The sequence below is a fragment of the Streptosporangium sp. NPDC051022 genome (genome assembly GCF_040683035.1).
GTDB lineage: Bacteria > Actinomycetota > Actinomycetes > Streptosporangiales > Streptosporangiaceae > Streptosporangium.
The window spans coordinates 542,825-556,504 of record NZ_JBFBCF010000002.1; the positions used below are offsets into that span (position 1 = coordinate 542,825).

12 protein-coding genes are annotated in these 13,680 nt (G+C 70.4%); 7 read left to right on the top strand and 5 right to left on the bottom strand.

The genetic code is table 11. The features are described from left to right. Positions 1-30: 30 nt before the first annotated feature. The 4 genes from AB0N02_RS06455 to AB0N02_RS06470 all read right to left on the bottom strand — a co-directional run bounded on the left by AB0N02_RS06455 (position 31) and on the right by AB0N02_RS06470 (position 4,375). A complete protein-coding gene (locus tag AB0N02_RS06455; protein WP_363943328.1) occupies positions 31-810 on the bottom strand; it encodes a hypothetical protein in 780 nt (259 codons plus the stop codon). A gap of 367 nt (positions 811-1,177) precedes the next feature. Continuing rightward, the gene (locus AB0N02_RS06460; protein WP_363943330.1) at positions 1,178-1,849 is read right to left on the bottom strand and encodes a hypothetical protein; all 672 of its coding nucleotides are present in this window, start codon (positions 1,847-1,849) and stop codon (positions 1,178-1,180) included. 124 nt (positions 1,850-1,973) lie between these two features. Further along, the gene (locus AB0N02_RS06465; protein WP_363943332.1) at positions 1,974-2,684 is read right to left on the bottom strand and encodes an ABC transporter ATP-binding protein; all 711 of its coding nucleotides are present in this window, start codon (positions 2,682-2,684) and stop codon (positions 1,974-1,976) included. A 191-nt stretch (positions 2,685-2,875) separates the two neighbouring features. Next, positions 2,876-4,375, bottom strand: coding sequence for a PucR family transcriptional regulator (locus tag AB0N02_RS06470; protein WP_363943333.1), 1,500 nt, complete (start codon positions 4,373-4,375; stop codon positions 2,876-2,878). Between the two features lie 110 nt (positions 4,376-4,485). Here AB0N02_RS06470 and speB point away from each other — a divergent pair, with 110 nt between their 5' ends. The 4 genes from speB to AB0N02_RS06490 are packed head-to-tail and all read left to right on the top strand — an operon-like array spanning position 4,486 to position 9,003. Further along, positions 4,486-5,472: an agmatinase gene (gene speB, locus AB0N02_RS06475; protein WP_363943334.1), complete on the top strand. Its 987-nt coding sequence runs from the start codon at positions 4,486-4,488 to the stop codon at positions 5,470-5,472. Continuing rightward, complete coding sequence (locus AB0N02_RS06480) at positions 5,469-6,974, top strand: APC family permease (RefSeq protein WP_363943335.1); 1,506 nt, start codon at positions 5,469-5,471, stop codon at positions 6,972-6,974. The genes speB and AB0N02_RS06480 overlap by 4 nt, the downstream gene beginning before the upstream one ends. Continuing rightward, complete coding sequence (locus tag AB0N02_RS06485) at positions 6,971-8,632, top strand: N,N-dimethylformamidase beta subunit family domain-containing protein (protein WP_363943336.1); 1,662 nt, start codon at positions 6,971-6,973, stop codon at positions 8,630-8,632. The genes AB0N02_RS06480 and AB0N02_RS06485 overlap by 4 nt, the downstream gene beginning before the upstream one ends. Further along, positions 8,629-9,003 (top strand): cupin domain-containing protein, encoded by a 375-nt coding sequence (locus AB0N02_RS06490; protein WP_363943337.1) that lies wholly within the window; start codon positions 8,629-8,631, stop codon positions 9,001-9,003. The genes AB0N02_RS06485 and AB0N02_RS06490 overlap by 4 nt, the downstream gene beginning before the upstream one ends. A gap of 70 nt (positions 9,004-9,073) precedes the next feature. On the opposite strand, the gene AB0N02_RS06495 is transcribed toward AB0N02_RS06490, so the two are convergent. After that, a complete protein-coding gene (locus AB0N02_RS06495) occupies positions 9,074-9,568 on the bottom strand; it encodes an Lrp/AsnC family transcriptional regulator (RefSeq protein ID WP_363943338.1) in 495 nt (164 codons plus the stop codon). A 194-nt stretch (positions 9,569-9,762) separates the two neighbouring features. On the opposite strand from AB0N02_RS06495, the gene AB0N02_RS06500 reads away from it, so the two are divergent. From AB0N02_RS06500 to AB0N02_RS06510, 3 genes are read left to right on the top strand one after another with little or no spacing between them, the layout of a single operon-like run. Beyond that, a complete protein-coding gene (locus AB0N02_RS06500; protein WP_363943339.1) occupies positions 9,763-11,220 on the top strand; it encodes a gamma-aminobutyraldehyde dehydrogenase in 1,458 nt (485 codons plus the stop codon). A 26-nt stretch (positions 11,221-11,246) separates the two neighbouring features. After that, a complete protein-coding gene (locus AB0N02_RS06505; RefSeq protein ID WP_363943340.1) occupies positions 11,247-12,425 on the top strand; it encodes an ABC transporter ATP-binding protein in 1,179 nt (392 codons plus the stop codon). A gap of 44 nt (positions 12,426-12,469) precedes the next feature. Next, a complete protein-coding gene (locus AB0N02_RS06510) occupies positions 12,470-13,678 on the top strand; it encodes a spermidine/putrescine ABC transporter substrate-binding protein (protein WP_363943341.1) in 1,209 nt (402 codons plus the stop codon). Positions 13,679-13,680 lie beyond the last annotated feature (2 nt).

A 13,680-nucleotide genomic window follows, 5' to 3' on the forward strand; every position in this document is an offset into this window, starting at 1 on the left:
GGGCCGCCCCGCTTCGAGGCGGTCGGGTGCCTACCAGCCCGCCCCGGCCAGGGCGGCGGCAAGCCTGGGGGCGATCACGTCCCCGTCGGCCAGGCCGGCGATGTGATCCAGGCCCGCGAACTCGATCACCTCGAATCCGAGCTGACGCAAAGCCCCGGTGTGGCGGCTGACGCGGCTGGCGATGGCGCTTCCCCCGACGTAGTTGTACATCCGGCATTCCGGTTCACCGTCCAGGGTGCCGTACCACACGATCTTCGGGCCCTTCAGGGCCGCCAGGGCCGGGGCGTCGTCACGAGTGGCCCACTCCCGGTACAGCAGGATGCTCATGTGGAGTTCGTCGGCCTTGTCCGGTAACCCCGCCTGCAGGAAGGCCGTGCGGGCACCTTCGACACAGCCGAGCCAGTAGTCGTTACCCGTCAACAGGGGAAAGCCGCCGATCATGAGGCCCGCGGCCCGGTCGGTGGCGACCACCAGGAAGCTCGCCAGGGCGGCCATGCCCGAATACCCGGCCAGCACGAAGTCGCCCACGCCCGCCGCGTCCGCCACGGTGTGCAGGTCGGCGATCTCGACTTCCGTGGGGAAGCGGGTCCAGCTCGTCGCCTCCCACGGGCCGCCCGCCTCGTCCTCGGCCTCCATCTGGCCGACGACCTGCCGGGGCTTGTAGCGGACCACCCGGTGGCCGCTCGCCGCCAGCGCGGCCCCGAGCGTGGAGTGCTCGTTGCGCATCCGCGACGGAAACACGACGGCCGGGCCCTCACCGATGGCCTCGTACCACAGCCGGTAACCGTCGTTCGTCACCGTGATCGCCATGATGCCCCTCTCCTTCGACCCGGCACGGATCTTCCTTGACCCGAGACGGGTTCCCCTGACCCGATACGGAGCCATCTTTGGGCACACCGCTCGCGGACAACAAGATCTTCAAGGAATCGGGGAAGCACCGATTCCCGGTGTTCTCCCATCCTGCCGATCACGGCTCCGAACAGACCGCCGTTCCCATGGGGCTGCCCCTGTCAGCCACGGCTCCGGCATCCGGACGTTCGCCGGTCCAGTCGGCCGTGGCCGTCGGAACGGACTCCGGCCGGACGTCGGCGGAGACGGTTCGAGACCGAGCGCCGGGGCTTTGGGGGCTTGGGTCACCGGGGTGCCACCTCGGGGACTCCTGGGGGACCTCGGAGCCTCAGGGGCGGGTGCGGCGCAGGCGTAGGTAGGCGATGATGCCGGCGGCGGTCCACAGGAGCGTCGCCGCGGCGATCCCGGGCAGGGCCTGGTCGACTCTCCCCGTGTTGGCCGCCCGCATCCACGGCATGATCGGTACCGTGAAGGCGCTCACCGGGGTGAGGCTGATCAGCAGCATGGCCGTGTAGCCGCCGACCAGGGCCACCAGCGAGGTGGTGGGAGAGGGCAGGATCGGCCTGCTGGTCAGCGCGCCCAGCGCGGTTCCGACGCACAGGCCGAGCAGGTGCAGCCCGATGCCGCGGAACAGGTCCCCGGCGGTGGGCAGGGCGCTGAACCCGTAGAGCAGGGGAAGCGCGACCGCGAACGCCGCCATGCCGAGGTTGACGATGAGCGCGGCGAGCAGCCCGGCTCCGACCTCCCGGCCGGGGCGGCCCGCCGCCGTCATCGAGATCAGCCGCTGCGTCGGGGGCTCGGTGTCGAGAAGTCCCCGGGCGCCCCAGGCGAAGACGAGGATGAGCAGCCCGGCCGAGTCGCCGTACGAGGACAGCTCACTGCCCACCGGGACCCGTGACGAGTAGAAGATGATCATCATCGCGAACAGCCCGATCACCGGCTGGAACAGGCGGTGCGATCGCGCGTAGGCGGCCAGCTTGAAGCGGACGAGGGGGATCATTCGCCTCTCCCGGTGGTGGACGTCTGGTTCGTCATGGGGCTTTTCGGCCCTGTCTTCCCCGGCCATGGGGCTTCCGGCTGCCGGTCGTCCGGTTGGGGGACGTGGGGCGGCGGGTGGGCCGCGATCACGGAAGTCGCCGGGTCGTGTGGCCGTCCGCGCGGAGTTTCTGCTCGACCTCGTCGGCCTGTCCGGCGTCGACGACCACCTCGATGACCACCTGCTGGGGGCGCTCCCCGGTTTTGACGGTGACGGCGCCGTCGGCGACCAGCCAGTGGTCGGCTCCGGGGAAGTTCTCCAGCTGGTTCTGGTGGTCGCTCACCACGATCGTCCCGCCGTTCGCGGCGATCTCGCCGATGATGACGGGCAGTTCGGCGCGGGTGTGCGCGTCCAGCCCGGCGAAGGGCTCGTCCAGGATCAGCAGGTCCGGCGGGGCCAGCAGCGACTGGATCAGCCCGACCTTCTGGGCGCTGCCCTTGGACAGGTCGCCGAGGGGCTGCTCCAGCAGGTGCGTCGCGTTCAGCCGCTCGGCCAGCCGCCCTATGGCCGCGGGGGAGACGCCCCGGATCCTTGTCATGTGGGTCAGGTACGCGGTGACGGTGAACGCCTGGTCGACGGGGAACACGTCGGGGGCGTAACCGACGACGCGGGGGCGCTCGGAGATCGACCCCTGGGAGGGCGGGACGATTCCCGCCAGCAGGCGCAGCAGCGTGGACTTGCCCGCGCCGTTGCGGCCGGTGACCTCGATGACGGAACCGGGCTGAAGCGCCAACTCGATGTCCCGCAGGACCCAGGGACCGCGGCGGGAGTATCGGAAGGACACTTTGGAGAGCCGCATGGCTGGTAACACTATCGTGATCACCCGTTTCCATCCCATTGTCGCCAGTGGAAACGGTAGCGATTAGGAAATAAAGTTAACAGAAGTTGCGGCGGACGTTCTCCCCTCCGGCGCCGGGCGTTCCCGTGGCCGCCGGACACGGAGCCGGACGGCTCACGCGGGCCGGGACGGTCTCGGGCGGGTGGTCGCGCTCATTCGGTGAGACCGAGTCGTCCAGCGGCCCGGACGGCCAGCCAGACCTCGGTGAACGCCCCGGTGGAGGCCAGGTCCCGGCCGGTGAGGGCGGAGAACCTGCGGATCCGGTAGGCCAGCGTGTTGGGGTGGACGTGCAGCGCGGCGGCGGCCTCCTCGGTGCGCCGGTCGCGTTCCATCCAGGTGCGGACGGAGGCCAGCAACCGGGAGTCGTGCTCGGCGTCGTAGCGGATCACCTCCCCGAGTACGTGCTCCACCAGGGCGGACAGCACCGACGGATCCTCGGGCAGCCACCTTCCCGTGGCGTCCTCGCCGTAGCGGACCAGCGGCCGGCCGGACTCCGCGGCCCGGGTGGCGGCCCAGACCGCCTCCCGCTGGGCCACCCGCAGCGAGGATCCCGCGGAGAACGGCCTGCTCATTCCGGCCGCGACCCCGGGGAGACCGGGCTCCGCCGACCCGCCGCCCTCCGCTTCGGTCTCCGCCGTTCCGGCGATCACCGTGCCGAGTTCCGGGGGGCCGAGCACGTAGCGGTCCTCGCCGCGGCGCAGTACGAGGCAGGGGTGGTCGTCGAGGGCGCGGAGCAGCGCCTCGTCCGGGACCCGCCGTACCGTCAGCAGCACGAGACCCTCCGTGGGCAGCCCGAGCCGGACCAGCCGTCGCCGGGCCGTCGCCGGGTCCAGCACGTCCTGCAGCAGTTCGGCCAGGATCTCGGCGCCCTCACGGCGGAGCGTCTCGCGCTCGTGGCGGACCATCGCGACCTGGAACGCGGCCACGGTGGCGATGTGCTGGGCGACGGCGAGACCGGCGGGGCGGGCGCCCTCCCGTTCGAGGGCGACCAGGAATCCCGCGGGCCCGCCCGGGGCGGGCACCGGCAGCACGAAACCGCCGGGGATCGTGGGGGGCGCGTCCACCGAGGTGGGCAGCGTCCCGGGATCGGGCACCGGCACCCCCGGCAGCAGCGGGCGCCCCTGCGGTGTGCACAGGTACACCTGGTAGCCGGACAACCGCTCAAGCCGGTGGAACAGCGTGGGGGTGTCCAGGTCCTCCGAGGCCAGCCAGCGCAGCGCGCCGAAGACCTGCAGCTGCGCGCCGAGCCGCTGGCGGGCGTCCTCCTGCACGGCCGCCGCGACCTCCTGGGCGATCGCGATGAACGGCACCGCCAGCGGCACCTCGAGCACGGGCATGCCGCGCTCCTCCGCGGCGGCGAGGAACGACTCGTGCAGCGGCGGCACGTGGAGCTGGGCCGACAGCGCGAGCGCGGAGACCCCGGCGTCGTCGAGCCGCTCCAGGTAGGCGCGTTGCCGCGCGGCGGAGCGGGGGATCGCGATGCCGGTCGTCATGATGACCTCGGCGCCGAGCAGCCAGGGGGTCGGGTCGTCCAGTTCGCTGACATGCGCCCAGGAGACCGACCGGCCGAGCCCGCTCTCACCCGCCAGCAGGCGCAACTGGAGGGCGGGGAAGCGGATCAGGTCCTCGACGGTGAGCTTGTGGTTGGCCACAAAGACCACCGTACTGCTTCATGGCTCACACAATTGCCTAGAGTGGTCGAAAGCTCGCAAACTGTCCTGAACCTCACTTTGACCTGGAGATTTCCGGAGGGACCAGCCGCATGACCGAGCCTCGAAGGCCCCGAGGGCCCGTTGACTCCTCACTCGTCCCGCGCTTCGCGGGACCGGCCACCTTCGCGCGGCTGCCCCGGCTGGACCAGGTCGGGCGGGCCGACGTGGCGGTGCTCGGGGTGCCCTTCGACAGCGGGGTCTCCTACCGGCCCGGCGCCCGGTTCGGCCCCTCGGCGGTGCGCGAGGCCAGCCGGTTGCTGCGGCCGTACCATCCGGCGCTGGACGTCTCGCCGTTCGAACTGGCCCAGGTCGCCGACGCCGGGGACGTCGCCTGCAACCCGTTCGACATCGGGCAGGCGGTCGAGACCGTCGAGCACGCGGCGGGGGAGCTGATGGACACCGGGGCCAGGCTGCTCACGATCGGCGGCGATCACACGATCGCGCTGCCGCTGCTGCGGGCGGTGGCCCGGCGGCACGGCCCGGTCGCGCTGCTCCACTTCGACGCCCACCTGGACACCTGGGACACCTACTTCGGCGCCGCCTACACCCACGGCACCCCGTTCCGCCGGGCCGTCGAGGAGGGGCTCCTCGACACCGAGGCGCTCAGCCACGTCGGCACGCGCGGGCCGCTGTACGGCCGGCGTGACCTCCAGGACGACCGGCGCATGGGCTTCGGCGTCGTGACCTCGGCGGACGTGATGCGCCGGGGCGTGGACGAGATCGTGGCCGCGCTCAGGCAGCGGATCGGCGACCGCCCGCTGTACGTCTCGGTCGACATCGACGTGCTCGACCCCGCGCACGCCCCCGGCACCGGCACCCCCGAGGCGGGCGGGCTGACCAGCCGCGAGCTGCTGGAGATCATGCGCGGCCTGGCCGGGACCGGCCTGGTCGGCGCGGACGTGGTCGAGGTCGCCCCCGCGTACGACCACGCCGAGATCACCTCGGTCGCCGCCTCCCACGTCGCCTACGACCTGGTCAGCCTGCTGGCCCTGCGAGGGGCTCACGGCACCGGCCCGGCTCTGGAGGAGACTCCGTGACGACCCCCCGTGAGGAAACCGTGACGACACCCCCCGAAGAAGGCGCGGACCGGGGACCGGCGCTCAAACGCGGCGCGATCTCCACCCCCCACCTGGTGTTCTTCGTGGTCGCCGCAGCGGCCCCGCTGACGGTCATGGCGGGCTTCGGCGGCATCGCCTTCCTGTACGGCGGGCAGGCCACCCCCGCCGGATACCTCGTGGCGGGCCTGGTCTACCTGCTGTTCAGCGTCGGGTTCACCGCGATGAGCCGCTACGTCAGCAACAGCGGGGCCTTCTACGCCTACATCTCGGCGGGGCTGGGACGGGTGCTCGGCGCGGGTTCCGCGGTCGTCGCCTACCTCGCCTACCTGGGCGGGCAGATCGGCTTCGTGGCCTCGGCGGGACTGTTCGCCTCCCTCCAGATCGGGCAGGCCACCGGGTTCACGCCGCACTGGGCCGTCTCGGCGGTCGTCATCACGCTGGCGATCGGCTGGCTGGGCTACCGTCAGGTCGACCTGGGGGCCAAGGTGCTCGCCCTGCTCCTCGTGGGGGAGATCGGCGTGCTGCTGGTCTTCGCGGCCGCGGTGCTGCTGAAGGGCGGTCACGAGGGACTCTCGCTGGAGAGTTTCACCCCGTCGACGGTGGCGACCCCCGCGATGGCGACGGTGCTCGTGCTGACCCTGCTGGTCTACATCGGCTTCGAGCAGACCGCGATCTACAGTGAGGAGGCCCGCGACCCCGCGCGCACCGTGCCGAGGGCGACCTACGTCGCGGTCGGCTTCCTCGCGATCTTCTACACGTTCATCGCGTGGACCATCCTGATGGCCGCGGGCCCGACCAGGCTCGCCAAGCTGCTCGAAGGCGACCCCTCGACGTTCGTCCCGGTGCTGAACAGCGAGTTCGCCGGTGAGACGATGACCGTGATCATGCAACTGCTCGTCATCACGAGCTTCATCGCGGGGGTCCTCGCCCTGCACAACGCCTGCACCCGCTACCTGTTCGCCCTGGGCCGCGAGCGGCTGGTCCCGGCGGCGTTCGGCCGGGTCGGCGCCCGCACCCGGACCCCCGCGTTCGCGGGACTCGTGCAGACCCTCGTGGTCTGCGTGGCGCTCGTGGCCTTCGCGCTCGCCCAGGCCGACCCCTACACCCAGGTCGTCATCTGGACGAACACCCCGACCGTCATCGGCGTGCTGTTCCTGCAGGTGCTCACCTCCGTCGCGGTGGTGCGCTTCCTGGCCAGGCACGGCAGGCGGGAGAGCGTGTGGCGGCGGCTGGTCGCCCCGGTCCTGGCGGCGGTGCTGCTGGTCTCCGCGCTGGTGCTGGTCATCAGCCGGCTGGACGTCCTGACCGGGATGAGCCCGGCGCAGAACATGCTCGTCATCGTCTCCCCCCTCATCGCCGGGCTGCTCGTCGGCTGTGCCCGTGCCCTGTGGCTGCGCGGTATGAGGCCGGAGGCCTACGACGCGCTCGCCGTGAAGATCCTGACCGCGGAGACCGCGGAGACCGCAGAGGAGAGAGCATGACGTACGCGTGGTCCGTTCCCACGACCTGGATGCCCGAGAAGCCGGGCGAGGGGCCGGAGATCTGGTGTTACGCCGACCGTTTCTCCTACGACCCGGGGGATGTGGTGGCGCTGCACGTGCACACCACCGCCGAGACCTACGACGTCGAGGTGATCGCCGACGGGGCCCGCCCCCGTACGGTCTTCCGCAGGGAGGGGCTGCCCGGGGTGGCCTGCGAGACCCCCGAGGACTCCTACGCCACCGGCTGCGGCTGGCCGGTCGCGCTGACCGTGCCGGTCGAGGAGGACTGGCCGTCCGGCTTCTACCTCGTCATCGTCCGGATCATGGACGGGGACCGGGTCCACGAACGCGAGGGCTTCTTCGTGGTCCGCCCCGGAGACCGGCCGAAGGCCCCCATCGCCATGGTGCTGACCACCAGCACCATGCTGGCCTACAACGACTGGGGCGGGGCCAACCACTACCGGGGGCTGCCCGACGGCGCGGGCAACGACATCCCCACCCCGCTCTCCTCGGCCCGGCGGCCGCTGGCCAGGGGGTTGTGCCGTAAACCCGTCGGGGCGCCCCGCAACATCCACACCGACACCCCCGAGCCGGGCTGGATCCCCCGGCACCCGCCGTACGAGTGGGCGCTCCACAACGGCTACTCCCGGCACCACGCCGACGCCTTCTGGGCCACCTACGAGCGGCCCTTCATGGTCTGGGCACAGGAGCAGGGCTACGAGATCGACGTCCTCACCCAGCACGACCTGCACTTCGAGCCCGAGATCTTGGACGGCTACTCCTGCGCGCTGTTCGTCGGCCACGACGAGTACTGGACCTGGGAGATGCGCGACGCCGTCGACCGCTTCGTCGACCGGGGCGGGAAACTGGCGCGCTTCGCGGGCAACTTCGTCTGGCAGGTACGGCTCAGCGCCGACGGCGGCACGCAGACCTGCCACAAGATGCCGCAGCTCGATCCGCTGCTGGACAGCGACCCGGCCCGGGTGACGACCGCCTGGGACTGGCCGCCCATCGGCAGGCCCGCCGCGGAGACGATGGGGCTGACCGGCCTCGGCGGCGTCTACATCCGCTACGGGAACTGCGTGCCCCGCGCCTCCGGCGGGTTCACGGTCTACCGCCCGCACCACTGGGCCTTCGAGGGCACCGACCTCTACTACGGCGACGTCTTCGGCGGCGCCCCGATCTGCGTCGCGGCCTTCGAGGTCGACGGTGTCGAGTACACCTTCCGGCGCGGCCTGCCGTACGCCACGGGGGAGGACGGCGCGCCGGACGGCCTGGAGATCCTCGCCATGGCGCCCGCGGTCACCGGCGCGGAGGACCGCTGGAGGGGGCAGGTGCCGTTCGGCGCCCCGGCGGCGGAGGTGGCCGACCTCCTCCGCGCGATGTACGACGGCGACGTGCCCGAGCACCTGGACAAGGAGTACGGCGCGGGCATGATCGCCTCCTTCGCCCGGGGCGCGGGGGAGGTCTTCAACGCCGGGAGCTGCGAGTGGGGCAACGGCCTGATCCACCGCGACCCGTTCACCGAGCGGATCACCCGCAACGTGCTCGACCGCTTCACCGCGACCGCCGGGGAGACCGGAGCGGCTCAGGAGACCGGAAGCGCCGAACGAGCCGGAACCACCGCGGAGACCGGGAACACCGGAGGAGAAGGATGATCGAGCGGACCGTGGACGACCTCAGGGACATCGCCGTCGGCCTGGGCACGCCCGTCGTGCCCGTCTGGCCCCCGGGGGAGGCCTCCGAGACCTGGCGCGAGACCGAGTGGCGCAGTTTCTCCGACGACAGCGGGGCCTTCTTCGGCGGTGGCTGGGAGGGCGAGCCCGGCACTCTCCGCCTGGATCCCTACCCCTACGACGAGGTCTGCGTGATGATCGAGGGCGCGGTCGCGCTGGTCGACGTCCACGGGGGACGCCGGGAGTTCCGCGCGGGTGACGCCTTCTTCGTCCCCCGCGGGTTCCGCGGCGTCTGGGAGACGCTGGAGCCCGCGAGGAAGGTCTTCGTCGCCTTCGCCCCGCCGTCCTCCTGACCCGGGGGACACGACTCCCGGGGGCGCCCGCGAGGCCGGTGGGCCGTGCGGGCGCCTCCTCCGGGAGGGGTCAGCGGGTGCCCCAGGAGTAGGTCTGTTTGTGGAGCTTCAGGTAGACGAACGTCTCGGTGGCGCGGACCGCGGGGATGGCGCGGATCTTGCCCAGGATCTCCAGCAGGTGCTGGTCGCTCTCGCAGACCGTCTCGACCATGATGTCCAGCGACCCGGCGGTCAGCACGACGTAGCTGATCTCCGGAATGGCCGACAGTTCGTCGGCCACCGCCTCCAGATTGCCCTCGCACTTGATGCCGATCATGGCCTGCCGGGGGAAGCCCAGGGTCAGCGGGTCGGTGACCGCGACGATCTGCATCACCCCGCCGTCGATCAGACGCTGGACCCGCTGGCGCACGGCCGCCTCGGACAGGCCGACGGCCTTCCCGATGGCGGCGTACGGCTTGCGCCCGTCCGATTGCAACTGCTCGATGATCTTCTTGGAGATCTCGTCGAGGACGACCGGACCGGACTTGGCGTCGGTTTCGCGGCGTACCTTGGGCGGCGTCGTCATCCGCGCTCCCTGGCGTCATGTTGCGTGGCTGCTGCCGTCATGTTGCGGCTCCGGTGCGACATGCTGTCAGTTATCAGGCCTCTGTCAAGCGATTTCGTAGCAATTTGGTATCTTAACAACGAAATCCCTTGTCGCGAGGCCTTTCTTCTGTAAGAGTCGCGACAACTCAGCCCAAGAGCACTAGGAGGTCGACGGTGACCACCCCGGTTGAGAACCCTGAACTCACCCGTCTGCGCAACTATGTCAACGGTGAGCTCGTGGACGCCAGAAGCGGCAGTTTCTCCGACGTCATCGATCCCTGCACCGGGGCAGCCTATCTTCAGGCGCCCATCTCCGGCCCGGAGGACGTCGACGCCGCCTACGCCGCCGCTGCCGCCGCCTTCGAGTCCTGGAGCCAGCTCACCCCGGGAGAGCGCGCCAACCTGTTGCTCAAGGTCGCCGACGCCATCGACGCCAGGGCCGACGAGCTGAACGAGGCCGAGTGCCTCAACACCGGCAAGCCGCGCGCCCGCATGGCCGAGGACGAGACCCCGGTGGCCGCCGACCACTTCCGGTTCTTCGCGGGCGCCGCGCGCACGCTGGAGGGGCCGACGTCGGGTGAGTTCCTCGCCGACCACACCTCCGTCATCCGCCACGAGCCGATCGGCGTCGTCGGCCAGGTCACGCCCTGGAACTACCCGATGATGATGGCGGTCTGGAAGATCGCCCCCGCGCTCGCCGCGGGCAACACCGTCGTGCTCAAGCCCTCGGACACCACCCCGGTCTCCACGGTGAAGCTGGCCGAGATCATCGGCGAGATCCTGCCGAAGGGCGTCTTCAACGTCGTCGTCGGGGACCGCGAGACCGGCGCGCTGGTCGTGGGGCACCCGACCGCCCAGATGGTCGCGATCACCGGTTCGGTCGGCGCGGGAATGGCCGTGGCCAGGTCTGCGGCCGACGACCTCAAGCGGGTCCACCTGGAGCTGGGCGGCAAGGCCCCGGTCATCGTCTTCGACGACGTCAAGGACCTCAAGGGCGCCGCCGAGGCCATCGCCACGGCCGGGCTGTACAACGCGGGCCAGGACTGCACCGCGGCCTGCCGCGTGCTGGTCCACGAGGACGTCCACGACACGTTCGTCGCCGCGCTCGCCGAGGCGGCGGCCGCCACCGTGACCGGCGACCTGTCCACCGAGGACGCCCTGTACGGCCCGCTCAACAACGCCGCCCAGCTGTCCAGGGTCGCGGGCTTCCTGGAGCGGGTCCCCGGCCACGCCAAGGTGCTGACCGGTGGTCAGCAGGTCGGGGAGAAGGGCTACTTCTTCGCCCCCACCGTCGTGGACGGCCTGCTGCAGGACGACGAGATGGTGCAGAACGAGGTCTTCGGCCCGGTCATCACCGTCCAGACCTTCTCCGACGAGGCGGACGCGGTGGCCAAGGCCAACGGCGTCCGGTACGGCCTGTCGAGCTCGGTCTGGACCTCCGACCACGGCCGGGCCATGCGGGTGTCGAAGCGTCTTGACTTCGGGGTCGTGTGGGTCAACACTCACATCCCGTTTGTCTCAGAAATGCCACACGGAGGCTTCAAGCACTCCGGTTACGGCAAGGATTTGTCGGTTTTCGGACTTCATGACTACCTTCGCGTCAAGCACGTCATGCACTACATCGGCGAATAGCCGCTAACAAGAGGGACACGCCTGGTATGACCGAAATCCAGGCGGGTGCAGAGGGGGAGTCGGAGGCGGCCGTCGCCGTCATCGCCGCCGGCTCCCCGGTGCCCGCCATCGAACTCGCCGGAGTCGTCAAGGAGTACCTTTCCCACGGGGAGGTCGTCCAGGCGGTCAAAGGGGTCACGCTGACCATCGCCGAGGGCGAGTTCTTCTCGCTCCTCGGCCCCTCCGGCTGTGGCAAGACGACCACCATGCGCATGATCGCCGGGTTCGAGGACCCGTCGCGCGGCACCGTACGGCTGCACGGCCAGGACGTCACCGACGTCCCCCCCAACAAGCGCGATGTGAACATGGTCTTCCAGTCCTACGCGCTGTTCCCGCACATGAACGTCTGGGAGAACGTCGCCTTCGGTCTCAGGCGCAAGAAGGTGGGGGCCGCCGAGATCAAGCGGCGCGTCGGCGAGATGCTGGAGATCGTGGACCTCACCGGGCGGGAGAAGCGCCGCCCCAAGGAGATGTCCGGCGGCCAGCAGCAGCGGGTGGCCCTGGCCCGCGCCCTGGTCAACAAGCCCAGGGCGCTCCTGCTGGACGAGCCGCTCGGTGCCCTGGACCTCAAGCTCCGCCAGGCCATGCAGATCGAGCTGAAGCGCATCCAGCGCGAGGTGGGCATCACCTTCGTCTACGTCACGCACGACCAGAGCGAGGCGCTCACCATGAGCGACCGCATCGCCGTCATGAACGACGGCCTGGTCGAGCAGCTCGCCTCCCCCCGCGAGATCTACGAGCGTCCGGCGACCGCCTTCGTGGCCGGGTTCATCGGCACCTCCAACCTGTTCAACGGCACCGTCGACCGGGTCGAGTCGGGCTGTGCCGTACTGCGGGCGGGGCAGACGGGACAGGGCGGGCAGGAGGGCCGGATCCTGGTGGCCGCGGACTCCCACCGGCCCGGGGACGCCATCGCGGTCACCGTGCGCCCGGAGAAGATCACGATTTCCGCCGAGGAGCCGGCGGGCGACGTCAGCGCCGTGCGCGGCACCGTCTCCGAGGTCGTCTACCTCGGTCTCTACAACAGCTACGCGGTGCGCCTCGCCGACGGCGCCGAGATCACCGTCTTCCAGCAGAACGCGCTAGACAGTACGAGCACGGCCGAGCGCGGCGAGGCCGTCTGGCTGTCGTGGCAGCCCCGCCACTCGTACGTGATCGGAAGTTGACTACAGCCATGCACCCTCGCACGAACCCCGCCCTCCTCCGAGGCATGACGCAGAGCCGTTCGGTCACCCGTCGCGACGCCCTCCGCCTGGCCGGGCTCTCCGCCGCTGGCCTCGCCCTGGCCGGCTGCGGCATCCAGGGCAAGAAGGCCGCCGCGCCGCCGCAGAAGGACGCGGTCACCGACTTCTGGGCCGCCAAGCAGAAGAACGGCACCCTGCGCTTCGCCAACTGGCCGCTGTACATCGACAAGGACGGCAAGAAGTACCCGTCGCTGGAGATGTTCACCGCCGACACCGGGATCCAGGTCGCCTACCAGGAGGCCATCCAGGAGGTCCCGTCGTTCTTCGGCAAGATCCAGCCGCTGCTCGCCGCGGGCCAGGACATCGGCTACGACCTGATGGTGCTGACCAACGGCGTCCACCTCGGCCGGGCCATCCAGCTGGGCTACCTGGCCCCGCTGGACCACGCCAAGCTGCCCAACTTCACCGCCAACGCCGCCCAGAAGGTCAAGAACCCGCCCTGGGACCCCGACAACGCCCACACCATCCCGTGGATGGTCGGCCTGACCGGCATCGCCTACAACCCGAAGTACGTCGACGAGGTCAAGAGCGTCCAGGACCTCTGGAACCCCAAGTACAAGGGCAAGGTCGGCATGCTGTCCGACAACGAGGAGATCGCCAACTTCGGGCTGTTCGCCCAGGGCATCGACCCCGACAAGTCGACGGAGGCCGACTGGCGCAAGGCGGGCGAGAAGCTCAAGGCGCAGCGGGACGCCGGGCTCGTGCGCAAGTACTACGAGAACGACTACGTCGACGCGCTCGCCAGGGGCGACGTGTGGATCACCATGGCCTGGTCGGGTGACATCTTCCAGCAGGTCGCCGAGGGCAAGGACCTCAAGTTCGTGGTCCCCCAGGAGGGCGGCACGATCTGGACCGACAACATGTGCATCCCCAAGACCGCGCAGAACCCGGTGGACGCGCTGACGTACATGGACTACGTCTACCAGCCCAAGATCGCGACCATGCTGGTCGAGGCCATCAACTACGTCACCCCGGTGCCCGTGACCAAGGACCTGGTCCTCGCCGACGCGGCCAAGAAGACCGGGGACGACAAGGCGGCGCTGGAGCAGCTGGCCAACAGCCCGATGATCTACCCCGCGGAGGTCGACATGGCCAGGCTGCGGTCCTACGTCACCCTCGACGCGGCGAAGGAGAAGGTCTTCGAGTCCATCTTCCAGCCGATCACGCAAGGCTGACG

Coding starts and splice junctions, on each gene's coding strand:
- AB0N02_RS06510 (WP_363943341.1), top strand. CDS start 12,470: ATGACGCAGAGCCGTTCGGTCACCCGTCGCGACGCCCTCCGCCTGGCC.
- AB0N02_RS06455 (WP_363943328.1), bottom strand. CDS start 810: ATGGCGATCACGGTGACGAACGACGGTTACCGGCTGTGGTACGAGGCC.
- AB0N02_RS06495 (WP_363943338.1), bottom strand. CDS start 9,568: ATGACGACGCCGCCCAAGGTACGCCGCGAAACCGACGCCAAGTCCGGT.
- AB0N02_RS06490 (WP_363943337.1), top strand. CDS start 8,629: ATGATCGAGCGGACCGTGGACGACCTCAGGGACATCGCCGTCGGCCTG.
- speB (WP_363943334.1), top strand. CDS start 4,486: ATGACCGAGCCTCGAAGGCCCCGAGGGCCCGTTGACTCCTCACTCGTC.
- AB0N02_RS06465 (WP_363943332.1), bottom strand. CDS start 2,684: ATGCGGCTCTCCAAAGTGTCCTTCCGATACTCCCGCCGCGGTCCCTGG.
- AB0N02_RS06460 (WP_363943330.1), bottom strand. CDS start 1,849: ATGATCCCCCTCGTCCGCTTCAAGCTGGCCGCCTACGCGCGATCGCAC.
- AB0N02_RS06505 (WP_363943340.1), top strand. CDS start 11,247: ATGACCGAAATCCAGGCGGGTGCAGAGGGGGAGTCGGAGGCGGCCGTC.
- AB0N02_RS06485 (WP_363943336.1), top strand. CDS start 6,971: ATGACGTACGCGTGGTCCGTTCCCACGACCTGGATGCCCGAGAAGCCG.